Origin of the sequence: Streptomyces sp. NPDC096176 (assembly GCF_044763255.1) — a bacterium.
GTDB lineage: Bacteria > Actinomycetota > Actinomycetes > Streptomycetales > Streptomycetaceae > Streptomyces.
The window spans coordinates 318,010-334,541 of sequence record NZ_JBIWFV010000003.1 but is presented as its reverse complement, the minus strand read 5'-3'; the positions used below and the strand labels follow the sequence as shown (position 1 = coordinate 334,541).

12 protein-coding genes are annotated in these 16,532 nt (G+C 71.6%); 3 read left to right on the top strand and 9 right to left on the bottom strand.

Annotation, left to right across the window (positions count from 1 at the left end; translation table 11 throughout):
• From ACIQ7Q_RS10205 to zwf, 5 genes are all read right to left on the bottom strand, one after another.
• Complete coding sequence (locus ACIQ7Q_RS10205) at nucleotides 1–2,304, bottom strand: NHLP family bacteriocin export ABC transporter peptidase/permease/ATPase subunit (RefSeq protein WP_403858575.1); 2,304 nt, start codon at nucleotides 2,302–2,304, stop codon at nucleotides 1–3.
• Complete coding sequence (locus ACIQ7Q_RS10200) at nucleotides 2,301–3,107, bottom strand: HlyD family efflux transporter periplasmic adaptor subunit (protein WP_403858573.1); 807 nt, start codon at nucleotides 3,105–3,107, stop codon at nucleotides 2,301–2,303. Before ACIQ7Q_RS10200 ends, ACIQ7Q_RS10205 begins: the two co-directional genes overlap by 4 nt.
• Before the next feature lie 154 nt (nucleotides 3,108–3,261).
• Nucleotides 3,262–3,480 (bottom strand): type A2 lantipeptide, encoded by a 219-nt coding sequence (locus tag ACIQ7Q_RS10195; RefSeq protein WP_356635802.1) that lies wholly within the window; start codon nucleotides 3,478–3,480, stop codon nucleotides 3,262–3,264.
• Nucleotides 3,481–3,985: 505 nt separating this feature from the next.
• Nucleotides 3,986–4,933 (bottom strand): glucose-6-phosphate dehydrogenase assembly protein OpcA, encoded by a 948-nt coding sequence (opcA, locus tag ACIQ7Q_RS10190; RefSeq protein WP_403858571.1) that lies wholly within the window; start codon nucleotides 4,931–4,933, stop codon nucleotides 3,986–3,988.
• Complete coding sequence (gene zwf, locus ACIQ7Q_RS10185) at nucleotides 4,930–6,489, bottom strand: glucose-6-phosphate dehydrogenase (RefSeq protein WP_403858569.1); 1,560 nt, start codon at nucleotides 6,487–6,489, stop codon at nucleotides 4,930–4,932. The genes opcA and zwf overlap by 4 nt, the downstream gene beginning before the upstream one ends.
• Nucleotides 6,490–6,714: 225 nt before the next feature.
• On the opposite strand from zwf, the gene ACIQ7Q_RS10180 reads away from it, so the two are divergent.
• The gene (locus ACIQ7Q_RS10180; RefSeq protein WP_403858567.1) at nucleotides 6,715–7,977 is read left to right on the top strand and encodes a Tm-1-like ATP-binding domain-containing protein; all 1,263 of its coding nucleotides are present in this window, start codon (nucleotides 6,715–6,717) and stop codon (nucleotides 7,975–7,977) included.
• Between the two features lie 18 nt (nucleotides 7,978–7,995).
• On the opposite strand, the gene ACIQ7Q_RS10175 is transcribed toward ACIQ7Q_RS10180, so the two are convergent.
• Nucleotides 7,996–9,000, bottom strand: a complete 1,005-nt coding sequence (locus ACIQ7Q_RS10175; RefSeq protein ID WP_403858565.1) for a DUF3048 domain-containing protein — start codon at nucleotides 8,998–9,000, stop codon at nucleotides 7,996–7,998.
• A gap of 71 nt (nucleotides 9,001–9,071) precedes the next feature.
• Entirely contained in the window at nucleotides 9,072–11,456 is a 2,385-nt protein-coding gene (locus ACIQ7Q_RS10170; protein ID WP_403858563.1) for a SpoIIE family protein phosphatase, read from the bottom strand.
• Nucleotides 11,457–11,768: 312 nt separating this feature from the next.
• Here ACIQ7Q_RS10170 and ACIQ7Q_RS10165 point away from each other — a divergent pair, with 312 nt between their 5' ends.
• The gene (locus tag ACIQ7Q_RS10165; RefSeq protein ID WP_403858561.1) at nucleotides 11,769–12,152 is read left to right on the top strand and encodes a VOC family protein; all 384 of its coding nucleotides are present in this window, start codon (nucleotides 11,769–11,771) and stop codon (nucleotides 12,150–12,152) included.
• Nucleotides 12,153–12,154: 2 nt separating this feature from the next.
• Here the strand turns inward: ACIQ7Q_RS10165 and ACIQ7Q_RS10160 are convergent, their stop codons facing one another.
• Nucleotides 12,155–13,798, bottom strand: coding sequence for a phytoene desaturase family protein (locus ACIQ7Q_RS10160; protein WP_403858559.1), 1,644 nt, complete (start codon nucleotides 13,796–13,798; stop codon nucleotides 12,155–12,157).
• On the bottom strand, nucleotides 13,746–14,237 hold the full coding sequence (locus ACIQ7Q_RS10155; RefSeq protein WP_403858557.1) for an SRPBCC family protein: 492 nt from the start codon (nucleotides 14,235–14,237) through the stop codon (nucleotides 13,746–13,748). Before ACIQ7Q_RS10155 ends, ACIQ7Q_RS10160 begins: the two co-directional genes overlap by 53 nt.
• A 298-nt stretch (nucleotides 14,238–14,535) precedes the next feature.
• Between ACIQ7Q_RS10155 and ACIQ7Q_RS10150 the strand changes: the two genes are divergently transcribed.
• Nucleotides 14,536–16,236: a hypothetical protein gene (locus tag ACIQ7Q_RS10150; RefSeq protein WP_403858555.1), complete on the top strand. Its 1,701-nt coding sequence runs from the start codon at nucleotides 14,536–14,538 to the stop codon at nucleotides 16,234–16,236.
• The last annotated feature ends 296 nt before the right edge of the window (nucleotides 16,237–16,532 follow it).

Sequence of the window (16,532 nt, the reverse complement as noted above, 5' to 3'; positions counted from 1 at the left end):
TCAGTGCTCCTTGACCAGCTCTGCGTAGGCGCCTCGGGCGGCGACCAGGTCCTCGTGGCGGCCGCGCTCGACGACGGAGCCGTGGTCCAGCACCACGATCTCGTCGCTGTCGCGCACGGTGCTCAGCCGGTGGGCGATCACGACGCACGCGCAGCCGCGGCGGCGCAGGTTGTCGATGATGAGCCGCTCCGTCTCCGCGTCCAGGGCGCTGGTGACCTCGTCGAGCACGAGGATGCTCGGCCGGCGCACCAGTGCCCGTGCGATCTCCAGGCGCTGGCGTTGGCCTCCGGAGAAGTTGCGGCCGTCCTGTTCCACGCGGCTGTGGATGCCCTCGGGCCTGCGCATGATCACATCGTGGAGGGCGGCGTCCCGCAGGGCGGTCTCGACGGCCTCGTCGGGGATGGAGGGGTCCCACAGTGTGACGTTGTCACGGACGGTCCCCTCGAAGAGGAAGATGTCCTGATCGACGAAGGAGACGGAGGCGGCGAGCGCGCCGCGGGGGATGTCCTCCAGCCGCCGGCCGTCGATGCTGATGGTCCCTTCCCAGGGGCTGTAGAGGCCGGATATCAGCCGGGAGACGGTGGACTTGCCGCTGCCCGAGCCGCCGACGAGCGCCACCTGACTGCCCGGCCCCACCGTCAGGGAGAAGCCGTTCAGCAGCGGCTGGTCGAGCGGGCTGTATCCGAAGGTGATGTTCTCCAGTGTCACGTGCCCCTTGAGCCTGCGGCTGCTGGGGTCGGGTTCCTCGCGTGAGTAGAGCGGGTCGACGGGGAAGCTCTCCACGTCCTTGAGCCGGGCGACGTCCGCGGCGAAGTCCTGGATCCGGCCGGCCACTCCGTTGAGCCGGGTGATGGGTGCGGTGAAGCGGGCCACCAGCGCCTGGAAGGCGACGAGCAGGCCGATCGATATGTGGCCCTCGACGGCGCGCAGTCCTCCGATCCACAGGATGAGCGCGCTGTTGAGTGTCGCCAGGGTGGGGGCGACGACGGCGAGGACCGCGCTGGGCACACCGAGGCGCTGCTGCACGTCGAGTGTGGTCGCGTGCTGCCCGGCCCACCGGCGGAAGAAGCCGTTCTCGCCGCCCGTCGCCTTCATCGTCTCGATGAGCTGAAGACCCGTGTACGACGTGTTGGTGAGGCGTGCGCTGTCTGCCCGCAGCTTCTGGGTGTGTGTCGAGCGCAGCCGGATGACGATCCGCATCGCCACCACGTTCAACAGCGCGATCAGGATGCCGAAGACGGTGAGCTGGGGGTCGTAGCTCCACAGCAGCGCGGCGTAGAGGATCACCACGATGCCGTCGACGGCGGCCGCCGCGAGGTCGCGGGCGAGCGTCTCGGCGACAGCGTCGTTGGACTGCAGCCGCTGCACGAGGTCCGCCGGGCTGCGCTGGGCGAAGAAGGTGACGGGCAGCCGCAGCAGATGGCGCAGGAAGCGGGCGCTGCTCAGGGTGGAGGAGATGATCCGCCCGCGCAGCAGGTTCGCCTGTTGCAGGCCGGTCAGTACGGCGGTAAGCGCGACCATCACGGCCATCGCGGCGAACAGCGTTCCGAGCAGCGAGGTCTGGCCGCCGATCAGGAACATGTCGATGTAGGTCCGGCTGAGCGCCGGCACCGCGGCGCCGACCGCGACGAGCAGGAGGCTGGCGAGGAAGGCCGCGAACAGGGTCCCCCCGGTGCCGCGGAGCCGGGCCGGGACGGCCGCCATGACGCCGGGCTTGCGGCCGCCCCTGCGGAAGGTCCGGTCGGGCTCGAAGATTAGGGCCACACCGGTGAAGCTCGAGTCGAAGTCCTCCGCCGACACGAAGCGGCGGCCCTTGTCCGGGTCGTTGATGTGCACGCCACGGCGGCCGAAGCGGCGGCCCATGCCGTCGTACACGACGTAGTGGTTGAACTCCCAGAACAGGATGGCGGGCGCCTGCACGTCGGCGAGCGCCGTCGCCTCCATCTGCATGCCCTTGGCGCTCAGTCCGTAACTGCGCGCCGCCTTCAGCACGTTGCTGGCGCGCGAGCCGTCGCGGGAGACCCCGCAGGCGATGCGCAGTTCCTCCAGCGGTACATGGCGGCCGTGGTGGGAGAGCACCATGGCGAGTGCGGCGGCGCCGCACTCCACGGCCTCCATCTGGAGCACGGTGGGTGTGCGGACGGCCCTGGGCCGTCGGCCGCTGCGTTCCTTGCGGCGCGGTGCCGGTGCGGCGCGGCGGGTGCCGCGCCGTCCGCCCGGCGCGGGTTCGGGTCGGTGCCTGCGGCGGCCACCGGCGGGCGGCAACTGCTGCTGGGGCGCGGGGTTGTGGTCGGTGGACGTCACGGCAGCAGCCAATCGATCGGGCGCTGCTCGGCGAGGTGGACGGCGCCGCCGGTCAGGGTCATGGATTCGAGCGCGTACGGCGGCCCCTCGGAGGAGGACCAGGCGTAGCCGGACTCGGTGCGCGTCGAGCGTTCCAGCTCGACCAGCACGGACACGGGCTGACCCTTCTGCGAGAACTGCTCGCCCAGCTGGCTGCTGCCGAGGAAGGCGGTGATCCGCTGCCGGGTCTGGGCGGTCCTGCCGACGGCCTTCACGCTTCCGCGCAGCACTCCGTACTGCTGCGTCGCCACGGACTGGACGCTGAGGTCGACCTTCGCGCCGACGGGCACGGTCGAGCCGTTCTGCGCGGGTACGTACAGCACGGCCATCAGGGGGTCGTCCGCTTGGTCGATCCGTTCGACCGCGGCGACGTCCGCCCCGGTGGTGACGACGGAGCCGATCGTGGCGACGAGTGCGGTGACCCGGCCGGCGGCGATCGTGCGGACGACCGCGCTGCCCTGCGCGGTGCGGACCTTCACCAGGGGCGCGTCGGCGCGGACCCGGTCGCCTTCCTTGGCGAGCACCTCGGTGACCTGTCCGGCCACGGGGCTCTGCAGCACATAACTGCCCTGCGCGTGGGTGAGGATGCCGGAGGCGTCCAGCGTGGAGGACACCTTGCCGGTCAGGGCCCATACACTCGCGGCGATCATGACGACCACCGTGACGGTGAGTACGAGCACACCCTGCGGGCGGGCGAAGCGCACCGGAAGGTCGATCTGTTCCGGCGATTGCAGCTTGGAAAGGGCCTGTTGGCGGAACTGCACGTTGGTCTTCCCTCAACTGCCGGGGATTACGGGGAAACCGCACGTGTCCGGCGTTCGCCGGGAACCACGTGCGGCCGTGCGCCCCGGAACCTGGTCGGCTCCGGGGCACACGGCTCGGCACAGCCGGCAGAGGGGCGCCGGCGAGCCGTGGGTCTTACAGACCGGCGACGAGACCGGTGACCGGGCCGGTGATGGCGGCGGTGTTGATGCCGGTGGCACCCTCGACGACGCCCGTCACGGTGGCAACGGTGCCGGAGACCGGGGCGATGGTGTCAAGGGCGGCGGTGGCGTTGCCCACCACGGCGCTGTGGAGGCCACCGGCCACGTTGTCGAGCTCGGAGTCGGAGATCTCCTGGGTGGGGACGAAGCTCATGAGAAGTTCCCTTCGGGTGGATATAGCTAATTACTGCGTCCGGCCGCGCCGAATTGGCGGACCGGCCGCCGAGCGGGCGTGGGGGGATTCCCGGATCCGGGAACCCGTTCTACGAATCCCGCGGTGCGAAGGATCAAAGCACGTAAGCCCGTTGGGCAGCCAATCGCGAACAGCGGATCCAGGCCGAGAACGACATCGAATTACCGCTACGTGGACGCCCCTACATGAATTGGCAGCACCATCTTCACCGGATCCGCCAACTCCCGAACGGATCGGACCGGCGATGGCCGCCCGGCGAAGTGGACATTCCCACACAGACGCAGATAGTTGCTGGTCAGGGTTGGGTGCAGGGTTGGAAGACCGTGTGCCGCCTGCGCATTCGGTGTGCAGATTCATGGCAGGCGAAGGTCGTTTGACGGGGCCTCACAGAGCCTTCACACCGGCACGGCGAGAAGTTTCCGCCCGCTCCGGGAATCGAGTTACCGACCAATTGCGGAGCGTTGCCTCAGACGGTGTCGGACGGGGTTTTACCGGTCGGTGCGGTGATCTGGGCGTGCAGCGCCGCCGCATATGCCTCGTCGGGGTCGAGACGGCGCAGTTCTTCCGCGATGAGCTCCGCGGTGCTGCGTACTTTGAGGGCGAGCACCCTGCTGGGCTGTCCCGGGATGCTGAGCCGGGCCACCGGCCCTTCCGGACGGTCGATGTGGACCTCCCCGTCGGTGGTGTGGAGCCGGACGGCGGTGACGACCGGCCCGTCGGTGACGACCTGCTCGACCGGCACCTTCAGCCGGTCGGCGAACCATCGGGCGAGCAGCTCGGCGCTGGGGTTGTCGGCCTCGCTCTCGACCACGGCGGACACGACCTCGGCCCTGGCCTGGTCGAGGGCTGCGGCGAGCATCGAGCGCCACGGCGTGAGCCTGGTCCAAGCGAGGTCGGTGTCGCCGGGCTCGTATCCGGCGGCACGGGCGTCCAGTTCCTCGATCGGCCGCTCCACCGCGTAGGCGTCGGTGATCCGGCGCTGCGCGAGTGCGCCGAGCGGGTCCCTGGCCGGCACGGGTGGTGCGTCCACCGGCCACCACACCACGACGGGGGCGTCCGGCAGCAGGAGCGGGAGGACCACCGAGTCGGCGCGCTGGGTGAGTTCGCCGTGCAGCCGCAGCAGCACGGTCTCCCCGGCACCGGCGTCACTGCCGAGGCGCACCTCGGCGTCGAGGCGGGTGTCGTTGCGGTCGCGCGGCGAGCGGGCGTGGCGCTTGATGACGACGAGGGTGCGGGAGGGGTGTTCGCGGGAGGCATCGCCCGCCGCCTTGATGGCGTCGTAGGCGTTCTCCTCGTCGGTGACGATGACCAGGGTGAGGACCATGCCGACGGCCGGGGTGCCGATCGCGCGGCGGCCCTGCACCAGCGCTTTGTTGATCTTGCTGGACGTGGTGTCCGTGAGGTCGATCTTCATGGCTTCCGCCAGCTCCGTCCGTCTCGTGCGAGCATGTCGTCCGCTTCTGCCGGGCCCCAGGTGCCGGCCGGGTACTGTGCCGGCTTGCCGCTGCGCTCCCAGAAGTCCTCGATCGGGTCGAGGATCCGCCAGGACTCCTCCACCTCCTCCGTCCGGGGGAAGAGGTTCGCGTCCCCCAGCAGCACATCGAGGAGGAGGCGCTCGTACGCCTCGGGACTGGACTCCGTGAACGACTCGCCGTAGGCGAAGTCCATCGTCACGTCCCGCAGCTCCATTGACGTACCCGGCACCTTGGAGCCGAACCGCATGGTCACGCCCTCGTCCGGCTGGACGCGGATGACCAGCGCGTTCTCGCCGAGTTCCTCCGTGGCGGTGGAGTCGAACGGCGAGTGCGGCGCGCGCTGGAAGACGACAGCGATCTCCGTGACGCGCCGGCCGAGCCGCTTGCCGGTGCGGAGATAGAAGGGGACGCCCGCCCAGCGACGGTTGTCGATCTCGAGCTTGATCGCGGCGTAGGTGTCGGTCTTCGACTTGGGGTCGATGCCGTCTTCCTGCAGATAGCCGACGGCCTTCTCGCCACCCTGCCAGCCCGCCGTGTACTGCCCGCGCACGGTATGCAGGGCCAGGTCCTCCGGCAGCTTGACGGCCTGGAACACCTTCATTTTCTCGGTGACGAGGGAGGCGGCGTCGAAGGAGGCGGGCTCCTCCATGGCGGTCAGCGCGAGCAGCTGGAGCAGGTGGTTCTGGATGACGTCACGGGCGGCGCCGATGCCGTCGTAGTAACCGGCCCGGCCGCCGATGCCGATGTCCTCGGCCATGGTGATCTGCACATGGTCGACGTACGACCTGTTCCAGACGGGCTCGAAGAGCGTGTTGGCGAACCGCAGCGCCAGGATGTTCTGGACGGTCTCCTTGCCCAGATAGTGGTCGATACGGAAGACCTCGTCGTGCGCGAACACGTCGTGCACGATCTCGTTGAGGTCACGCGCGCTGTCGATGTCGTGGCCGAAGGGCTTCTCGATGACCGCCCGGCGCCAGGAGCCCTCGGGCGCGTTCGACAGCCCGTGGTCCTTGAGCTGCTGGACGACCTCGGGGAAGAACCTCGGCGGCACGGAGAGGTAGAACGCGAAGTTGCCACCGGTGCCCTGCGCCTTGTCGAGGTCCTGCACGGTCGCCTTCAGCTGCTCGAACGCGGCGTCGTCGCCGAAGTCGCCCTGGACGAACCGCATCCCCTCCGACAGCTGCCGCCACACCTCCTCGCGGAAGGGGGTCCGGGCGTGGTCCTTGACCGCTTGGTGGACCACCTCGGCGAAGTCCTGGTCCTGCCACTCCCTGCGCGCGAAGCCGACGAGCGAGAAGCCGGGCGGCAGCAGCCCCCGGTTGGCCAGGTCGTAGACCGCGGGCATCAGTTTTCTGCGCGACAGGTCACCGGTGACTCCGAAGATCACCAGCCCGGAGGGTCCGGCGATACGGGGCAGCCGCCGGTCGAGCGAGTCCCGCAGCGGATTCGTCCACCCGCTGTTCCGTGCGGTGTGCTGCGACCGGTTCTGGGCCATGGGGGTCAGGCCTCCTTGCGCGAACGGCGTTCGGACGGGTCCGTTCCGAGCATCGCATCTCCCACTGATCTTGTACGGGTACGTCAGCGCGCGCCCGCGGGGATTGATTCCCACGCCGCCACGAACGGCGTACCGGCCGCGCGGGCCCGCTGCGGCGGTCGGAGCCGCGGGCGGTGTCCGCCGGCCCTCTTGTCTGCTGCCCAGAATCCGCGAACAGTACGTGTCATGGCGACAGTTGTGCTGGTGGGAACGTTGGACACCAAGGGTGTGGAGTACGGCTGGCTGCGCGAGCGGCTGCTTGCCGGCGGCGTCGAGGTCGTCGTCGTCGACGCGGGCGTCGCGGGCGAGCCGCGTATCCGCGCCGACGTCCCGCGCGCCGAGGTGGCCCGTGCCGCGGGCGCCGACCTCGCCAGGCTGCGGGCGGAGGGCGACCGCGGGGCGGCCGTGACGGCGATGGCGGAGGGGGCGGCGAAGACGGTGCTGCGGCTGTACGACGAGGGCCGACTGCACGCCGTCCTCGCCGTCGGCGGCAGCGGCGGGACGTCCATAGCGACCCGGGCGATGCGCGGGCTGCCGCTGGGCGTACCGAAGTTGATGGTCTCGTCCATGGCCGCCGGAGATGTGTCGGCGTACGTGGGCGCCTGCGACATCACCATGATGTACAGCGTCGTCGACATCGCCGGCGTCAACAGCGTCCTCGCCCCGGTGCTGGCGAACGCCGCCGACGCGGTCGTCGGCATGGCGAGGGGCTTCGCCGCTGCCCGCAGGGCGCTGCGCCCGACCGAGCTCGCCGCGGGATCGCGGCCCCTGGTGGCGGCGAGCATGGCCGGAGTGACGACCCAAGGCGTCGACGCGGCGCGCGAGCGGCTGACCGATCTGGGCTACGAGGTGCTGGTGTTCCACGTCAGCGGGGCCGGCGGCCGGACACTGGAGGCGCTGGCCGGGCAGGGTCTGTTCGCGGGCGTACTGGACCTGACCCTCAGCGAACTCGCCGACGACCTGGTCGGCGGCATCCTGACGGCCGGCCCGGACCGGCTGTCAGCCGCCGGACGCCGGGGTATTCCGCAGGTGGTGAGCCTGGGCGCCCTCGACATGGTGAAGTTCGGTCCGCTCGACACGCTTTCCCCCGCTCTGCGCGACCGCCATGTGGAGGTGCACAACCCGTCGATCACCGTGGTTCGTACGACGGCGGAGGAGTGCGCGGAGCTCGGCCGCCGGATCGCGGCCAAGCTGCGGGCGGCCACCGGTCCCGCCGAGGTGTGCGTGCCGCTGCGGGGGCTCTCGACGCTGGGAGCGCCGGGCGGCGTGTACCACGATCCGGCGTTGGACGAGGCGTTGTTCGCGGCCCTGCGGGAGGGGCTGCGGGGCAGCGCCGTCGGTGTGGTGGAGTATGACGCGGACATCAACAGCCCGTCGTTCGGTCGTGCCGCGGCGGACCGTCTGCACCTGCTGATCGGCGCGGAGAGGGCGGCGGCCGGCGTCGGCTGACGGCGAGTGCCGCGGGCCTCAGCGGGCCGTGAGCAGCACCCACACCTGACCGCGGGCGAAGTTCAGGCGCTCCCCCGCCCTGTCGGTGAACACCGTGTCCCCGTCGGCGGTCGTCCGCTGCCATCGGGCGTCGTGCGCCTGGCCGTCGCGCATCACCAGCGCGGTGCCGGAACCGACCGTCTCGGTGTACGGGGACACGCTGCCCGAGCGGTCATGGAACTGCGAGGGGCGGACCTCGGTGTGCTGCACGACGACGGTCGCCGGCCCCAGAGGTCCGCCGTCCGTGGTTCGCGCGACGGTGCCGTCGATGGCCACCAGCCACCGCTTCTGCTCGGCCGACCACGTGAACGTGAACCGGGCGGACGGATAGCGCACGGTGTGTTCGGCCAGCGGTCGGCCCCGGTCGGGAGCGGGCCCGAAGCGCATGCCGATGTCCGAGGCGTCGCTCACGTCGTCCGCGGCGGCGAGAGCCCGGTCGGGGCGCACATAGAGGTTGTGGGGTGCCGGGCGGTCGCCGGAGCGGACGAACGCGCCGGGCGCCTCCCCCTGGGGGAGGGCGGCAATGGGGGCCGCGTCGATCAGGGGTCTCAGTGCCGACTGGGCGCCGGAGTACGCGAGCGCCGGCCGGCCGAACTGCCGCAGCAGCGCGATGTCGGACTCACGGGCGCTGCGTACCGGTCCGACCTGCGGCGGCAACTGCGAGGAGAACACGGCCAGTATCCGGGTGAGTCCCGACTCGACCTGCTCGACGTACACGAGGTCGGCCGCCCCGAGTCCGGTGTGCGGCCGCGCCGGAGAGACATTGTCGATCTTGACGGCGAGGACCGGCCCGGGACGTGCGGGCATACCGGTGAAGTACGAGGTCCGCAACTGCTTTTCGTGGGACGCGCTCTCGTCGGGGCCAGGCTCCCGATCGGTGCACCCGAAGAGGGACAGCACCAGTACGGCAGCGGTCGACGCGGCGACCGTCGTGCCGCCCCGTCCCGGTCCGCCTCTGCGTCCGCGGCTGCTGTGCGTGTCCATCGGCCCTCGTTCCCCCGGCCTTCCAGTGCACCACGGAAGGCGGCATGCGGACAGTCCCTGACACCGGCCGGTCAAGGCAGTAGCTGCTCCGTCCAGATGGTCTTGCCGGAGGCCGTGTACCTGCTTCCCCACCGGTGCGTCAGCTGGGCGATGAGGAACAGTCCGCGTCCGCCCTCGTCGGTCGGCCGGGCCCGGCGCAGGTGCGGCTGGGTCTCGCTCGGGTCCGAGACCTCGCAGACCAGTCGCTGGTCCTTGATGAGCCGTACGCTCACCGGGCCTCCGGCGTAACGAATCGCGTTGGTGAGCAGCTCGCTGACGATCAGTTCCGTGGTGTACGTGAGGTCGTCCAGCCCCCATCCGGCCAGCCGCTCCGTGACGAGCGCCCTCGCGTCCGACACCACCCGCACGTCCGCCGGGAACTCCCAGGCGACGACGGAGCCCGCCGGCGAGGCGGAGACACGCGCCAGCAGCAGGGCCGCGTCGTCGTCCGGTGGCCGTGCCAGGAACGGGGCGAGCATGTCGCGCCCGATCTCGGTCACCGCTCTCCCGGCGCACCCTGCGCTCCCGGCGCGAGAGGCCGTGGCCCGCAGGTACTCCACGACATGACCGTCGCCCGTGCCGGACGCCTCGGACAGCGATCCCGCGGTGAAGGCCAGCAGGTCGCCGGGCCCCAGCTCGACCTCCACCGGCTCGAAGGGCGCGCCCTCGAGGCCGAGCGCCGGGCCCGGTTGCAGTTCCACCCGGCCGGTCTCCCCGGACAGCCGGGCCAGTACGGGCGAGGCATGGCCCGCGCCGGCCATCAGGCAGCGCGCGCTCACCGGGTCGTAGACGGCGTACAGACAGGTGGCACCCCGGACGCTGCCGTCCGACTCGCCCGGCTGCTCGTCGTCGGCGAGCCGCACGACGAGGTCGTCCAGATGCGTCAGGAGTTCGTCGGGAGGAGGGTCCAGGTCGGCCAGTGTGCGCACCGCCGTGCGCAGACTGCCCATCGCCACGGCCGCGTTGAGGCCGTGTCCTCGTACGTTCCCCACCACGAACGCCACCCGGGTCGAGGAGAGGGTGATGACGTCGAACCAGCTGCCGCCGGTGCCGGTCGGCGTCCTGCCGGGCACGTAGACGCCGGCCGTCTCGGCCGCCGTCAGCTTCAGCGCCGGACGGGGCAGCAGGCTGCGCTGCAGGGTCTCCGCCGTGCGACGCTCGCGTGTGTAGCGGCGTGCGTTGTCGATGGCGAGGGCGGCACGGGAGCAGATGTCCTCCGCGACGGCGGCGTCCCGTGTGTCGAAGGGCGGCTGCTCGGCTGTGCGCCACAGCGACACCGCGCCCAGGACGTGTCCGCGGGCCTGCAGCGGCACCACCATGTAGGAGGCGGTTCCCGGCGCCAGCACCAGCCGGCGCCGATCGGGGTCCTCCGCGATCCGGGGCCGAAGTTCCTCGATGTCGGGCACGATGACCGCGGACCCTCCGCGAAGGCGTTCGCTCTCGTACGCCTTGACGCGGATGACGGAGCCCGGGGGGTACAGCTCCCCCGGCCACGGGCCGCCGTGCGCGACGGTGGAGACCCGGCGCAGCGGTGCGCCGGTGGCGAACTCGCCGGTCTCCTCGCCGATGAGCACGGCCTCCGTGATGTCCACGCAGGCGAGATCGGCGAAGGCCGGGACCAGCAGATCGGCGAGCACCTGGGTGTTGCGGCCGACCTCCAGGGAGCGGCCGAGTGCGGACGACGCCGTCCCCACGAGCACCGCGCGCCGTCGCGCTCGTTCCTGTTCGGTCACGTCGGTGAAGGTCACCGCGACTCCACGAACGACCCCGTCACGGCCGGCCAGGCGCAGAGCGGAGAGCGAGATGGCCCGCTCGCGTTCGGGCGCCTCGGCGAGACGGGCGGGGGTGACGAAGTCGATCAGCGGCTCGCCGGTCGCGACGACGCGGCGCAGCTGCGCGTCCACGGACGCCGCGTCTTCCGGCACCAGCACCTCTTCCAGCCGGCGGCCAGAAGGCGTGGTGGACAGCAGGGGGTCGTTCGGCAGCTTGTTGCCCCGTACCAGCCGCAGGTCCGTGTCGTGGACGGCAAGGCCGATACCGGTCTGCGAGAAGAGCGCTCGGAGCAGTGCGTCGTTCTCGTCCCGCCGGTCGGCGAGGTCCACGGGGACGAGCCGCAGCAGAAAGCGTGCGTCCAGGAGACCGTCCACGGGCAGCAGTTCGAGCTGCACACCGCGGGGGCCACCGGCACACTTCAGGGACGTGCGCACCGACTGCGGGGCGGGGGCGGCGGGTGCGTGATCACAGAGGGTGGACCAGGCTCCCGGGTCGGTGAGAAGGTCCTGCACGGGACGGCCCTGCAGGTCTGCGGCAGTCGATCCGGTGAGCTCCACGGCGCCGGTGGTGCAGGCGATCACACCGCCGTCGTGGTCGATGACGAGCAGCGCCGTGTCCTCCGGCCGCTCCGATCCCGTGCTCACGATGTGGCCGCTTGTGCTCACTCCTCGATCACTCCCAGGGGGCGCTCCCGAGATCGGCGCCGCCGGTGCGGCAGACGTATGAAACCCCGCGCCTCCATTCAACGCCAGAGCGCCCGGTCCCGCCCGTCGGCTCGGGGCACCGCACGGACACGAGCCCGGAGCCGCTGCTTGTCGCGGGGTCGCACGACTGATATTCGAACGTGACAGCGAGCCCAGGAAGTTTTAGGATCTTCTGCACGGCATCGCGTGTCGGTCACCGACCGGGTGAGGCATGGAGGTGCCCGTGAGTTTGCCTTACGGAGGCATTCCACAGTGTCAGTAGAGTTGAACCACACCATCGTTCTGGCCCGGGACAACCGGGAGTCCGCCGAATTCCTCGCCCACATTCTGGGGCTCGAACTCGGCGAGGAATGGGGGCCGTTCATCCCCCTCACCCTCAGCAACAACGTCACCCTGGACTTCGCGACCGTCGATCACGACGTCCCGTTGCAGCACTACGCCTTCCTGATCTCGGAGGCGGAGTTCGACGAGGTCTTCCAGCGGATCCAGGACGCGGAGATCACGTACTACGCCGACCCGCACGGCAAGCGTCCGGGCGAGATCAACCACAACGACGGCGGCCGCGGGATGTACTTCAACGACCCCGCCGGCCACGGCATGGAGGTCATCACCAGGCCCTACGGCAGCGGAAGCTGACGTCACACCCCTCGCACGCCGCGGTCCGTCGGCTCCCCGCCGCGGTCCCGGCGTGCGAGGGCCCGCTGGGTACGGCTCAGCAGCGCGGCGGGGGACAGCACGCGCAGCGCGGCACGAGCGGCGTTCGCACCCGGCGCTCCGTGCACTCCACCGCCGGGGTGCGCCCCCGCCGAGGCCAGATAGAGCCCGGCGACCGGTGTCTCGGGGCGGCCGGTGCCGGGCATCGGGCGGAATATCAGCTGCTGATGGACGGCGGTCGTGCCGCCGTTGATCGCTCCGCCGCGCAGATTGGCGTCCAGGGCCTCGAGGGTCGGTGGAGCAAGGATACGGCGGGCCATGATCCGGGTGCGGAACCCGGGCGCGTACCGCTCCACCTGCTCCTCCAGCCGGTCCGCCATGAGCTCCTGCTCACTCGGATCCCACCGGCCGGTCAGACCGTTGTCCCCCGCGTCGCCCTTGGTGTGCTGCGGGACATGCGTGTACGCCCAGGCCGATTCGGTGCCGGCGGGTGAGCGGGTGGCGTCCGCCGCGGTCATCTGGCCGAAGAGCACGAACGGCCGGTCGGGCACCTGACCCATCGCCAGCTGTGCGGCGAACCGGGTGAGCCCGTCGACGCCGTCGGCGACGTGGACCGTACCGGCGGTGGCCGCCTCAGCGGCGGTCCACGGAACGGCGCCGGCCAGCGCCCAGTCGACCTTGAAGGTGGCGAAGTCCCATTGGAAGCGCCGCAGATCCCGCAGCAACCGGGACGGCAGGTGCCGCTCGTCGACCAACTCCCCGTACAGGGCCGGTACGGACACATCCGCGAGTACGGCGCGGCCGGCCGGTACCGACTCGCCCGACGCGGTCCGTACGGCCACGGCACGGCCCGCGCGCACCACGACTTCGACGGCCCGTTCTCCGCATCTCACCGCACCGCCGCGGTGCTCGAGCCTGCGCACCAGGGCCGCCGTCAGCATCCCGGCACCGCCGACGGGTACGGGGAAGCCGTGGCTCTGACCGAGCATCGACATCAGCCAGCCGAATCCTCCGCTGCCCGCCGCCTCCGGCGCGAGATCCGCGTGCAGCGCGCTCCCGGCGAGGAGCAGCCTGGCCGCCTCGGCCCCGAACTCCTCCTCCCCCAGCCGGCGCACGGGCAGCAGCAGCGTGCGAGCGAGCCGCAGTCCGCCTCCGGCATGCAGCCGGGCGGCCAGCCGGGCCGAGGCCCGCACGGGCGGGAAGGGCGTGAACAGCACGTCCAGGATGTCCGGCCGCAGCCGCTCCCACACGTCGTACAGGTCCTGCCAGGCGCGGCCGTCGCCGGAGGCGAAGGCAGCCAGGCCGGCCGCGGTGTCCTCGGCCCGGCGTTCCAGGACGGCGCACCGGCCGTCGGCCAAGGGGTGGGCGAGCACCCGGGGGGCGTGGCCCCAGCGCAGCCCGTCCCGCTGCAGCTCCAGAGCGGACAGCACGGGGGAGGCCGCGGCCAGCGGGTAGAAGGCGCTGCACACGTCGCTCACGAAGTCGGGGTGGACGCCCCGGTCGCTGCGCACGGCGCCACCCGGTTCCGGCTGCGCCTCCAGCACCTCGACGCTCCACCCCGCGTCCGCGAGGAGATTAGCCGCAACGAGACCGTTCGGTCCCGCTCCGATGACCACTGCGTCCGGCATCGCTGTCTCCTGAGGTCTCGACGACGTGTGCCAGGCGGCTGAGCATCTTGCGATGGCGCAGGACGAGGAAGGCGTCGAAGGCCGCGTTGTGCAGGGCCCCTCCGGGCCCCGTCAGGGGATGCTCGTCAACGATTACCAGGGCGTACGCGCCCCAGGGCCGGACGTCGACGGCGATGCGCGCACTGCCCAGCGGCCCGCTCTCCGCCTCCAGTTCAAGGATGCGCGGCGGTTCGCAGCGGCGCACCGTCGTCCTGCCGTTCAGCGTCCACGGGCCGATCCGCACGGTGTACTCGAGAGCGGAGCCGACGTCGGGCCAGTCGCCCGGACCGGGCCTGCTGTCCGAGGTGCCGACGACCCAGTCGCTGTAGCGGTCCCTGTCCTCCAGGACGGACCACACCGCTTCGGGTGACCTTCTGATCAGCTGGTGGTAGACGGCCATGAGTCCTCCTGCACAGGGCAGTGACGTTCCTGGACTCGCGGGTGCCCATTCCTTCACGATCCATGACCGGCCTCGGGGCGGGCCATCGGGAGCCGCGTCGCGCCGCGGTGAGTGGGACGGCTGATCCTCGTCGGGGCGCCGTCCGCCGAAAATCCGTCGACCGGCTCACTGGCGCCTTTCCCGGATGGCGCAATGTTGCTTTGTGCACATTAGATGTAACGAAGTGTGCGCGCTGAGGCGGCGCACGACGAACGACACGGTGCAAGCCACCGGATGTTCCGCGAACGGAGCCCGCGCCATGACCACCGACCCCAACGCTTCCTTCCCGTCCGACTACCAGGGCGACCGACCGCGGCCGCCCGACAGGACCTCTGACGCGGCCCACCTCGCGCCGCCGCACGCCACTCGCGCCGTTCCGCCCATACCCCCGCTCCCTCCGCACCCACCGGTGTTTCCCCCCGCCCCGACGGTGGCCGCCGGCTCGGTCGGTCCCCGGCCTCCGGATCCCGGCCACCCTGTGCCCGGCCACCCGGACCCCTTCCACCCCGCGCCCGTCAACCCGGCGCCCGTCAACCCGGACCCCTTCCACCCCGCGCCCGTCCACCCGGCGCCCGTCCACCCGGCCCCCGGGACGGGGCACCCGGACGAAGGCCCGCGGCCGGTGCCCGACGCGTTCCCGCCGCGGGACGCGGAAGAAGCCCCGAGGCCGTCCTCCGCCGCGATCGAGCAGCCCTCGCCCCTGCACGCCGCGTCCTTCCGGCCGCTGAACGGCACGTCCGAGCCGCCGTCCCCGCCGAACGGCACGGCCGACGGAACCCGGCCCGTGCGCGACATCGCCGCGGAGCCGACGCCGGTGCGCGACGCGGTCGCGGACCCGCATCCGCTGCGCACGACCCCGGTGCCCCCGCTGAGCCCCCTCTCGGATGCCGACGAGGAACGCCCCGCGTCGGACGACAGGGGTGACCTGGACGACCTGGATTCCCTTCTGGAGGACGTGGACGCCCGGAACGACGTGGAACCCGCACCGCCCGCGGGCCCGCTCCAGGACGGCCCGGTGTACGACAGCGAGCAGCCGATCCAGACGCTGCTGTGGACGGCCGCCACCGAGCGCCCCATCGCGGAGGTCGCCGCGCTGGTGAGCCGGCTGAAGCGCACCGGAGAGGTCGACAGCCCCGGCGACGTGGCCCTTCGAGCAGCGGCGGTCTCGCGTCCTCTGGAGGAGGTCAGGGAACTGATCGCCCTCCTCAAGAACGAGCACCCGAACGACCTGCACGAAGCCGCCACCACCCTGCGCGCCGCCGCCGTCGGCAGGTCCATCGAGGACGTGGTGGAGCTCGTGAACATGATCGGCACGGACGCGAGCGAGTGGCAGTGCCCGCCGAACGAGGCCGCAGCCGAGGGCCCGGAGCCGCTGTACGAGGCGGCCCCTGCCCGGGCCCCCGGCGCCACCACGGAGGCCGCTGCTGCGGGGGCCCCCGCCCCCGCCCCCGCGTCTGCGTCGCCCGCCGCCCCCGCGGAGCAGGCGAAAAAGCCGACGCCGTGGCCCGTGGTGGCGCTCAACAGCGCGCTCGCCGCCGGTCCGAGCAGCCACACCGTCTCCCCCGCGATGGGTTCGCAGCTGCGCTGGCCCGCGTCACTCGCCCTGTTCGCCTGCGGCGTCATCCATCTGCCGACCGATGTGGCGGGCCTGCGTTCCGGCGGCTACGCCGAGACGCTCTCTGTTGCCGTCATGGTGCTCTGCCTGGTCGTGGCCCTGTGGCTGGCCGTACGGGACACCGTGCTGGTCTGGGCCGCCGCCGCCGGACTGGCGGTCGGCATCATCGCGCTGCACGCCCTGACGGGCATGGGCACGCTCAATCTGCTGCAGAGCAGCCTGGGCGCTTCGTTCGGCTGGGCAACAGTGGCCGCCGTGCTGTGTGCCGGGACGGGCGCAGTCATCGCCGGCTCCGTCCTCCTGCGCCGCCCACAGCCGACGGCCGGTGCGACGCCCAACAGCTGAGCGCCCCGCCCCGCGCCGCAGAGCCGCCTTTCGGCCTTCCACGACGGCCCGCCCGTCGCGGAAGGCCTGCGGCGGGTCAGCTTCGGGGCCCGTACCTTTCGGGACCGCGCCTCCCGGGACTGTGCCCATCAGGACCCCGCCGGTCGGGAGCAGCCGTCTCCTTCCGTACCGGTTCGGGTTCCTCTTCCCGCTCCCCTTCGGCCTGCGAGGGAGTGGTGCGGGGAAAGTTCTGTCCGCGGACCGGATCGTCTTCCCGTTCGCCCTCGGCCTGCGAGGGTGTCTGCTCGCTCATGGGA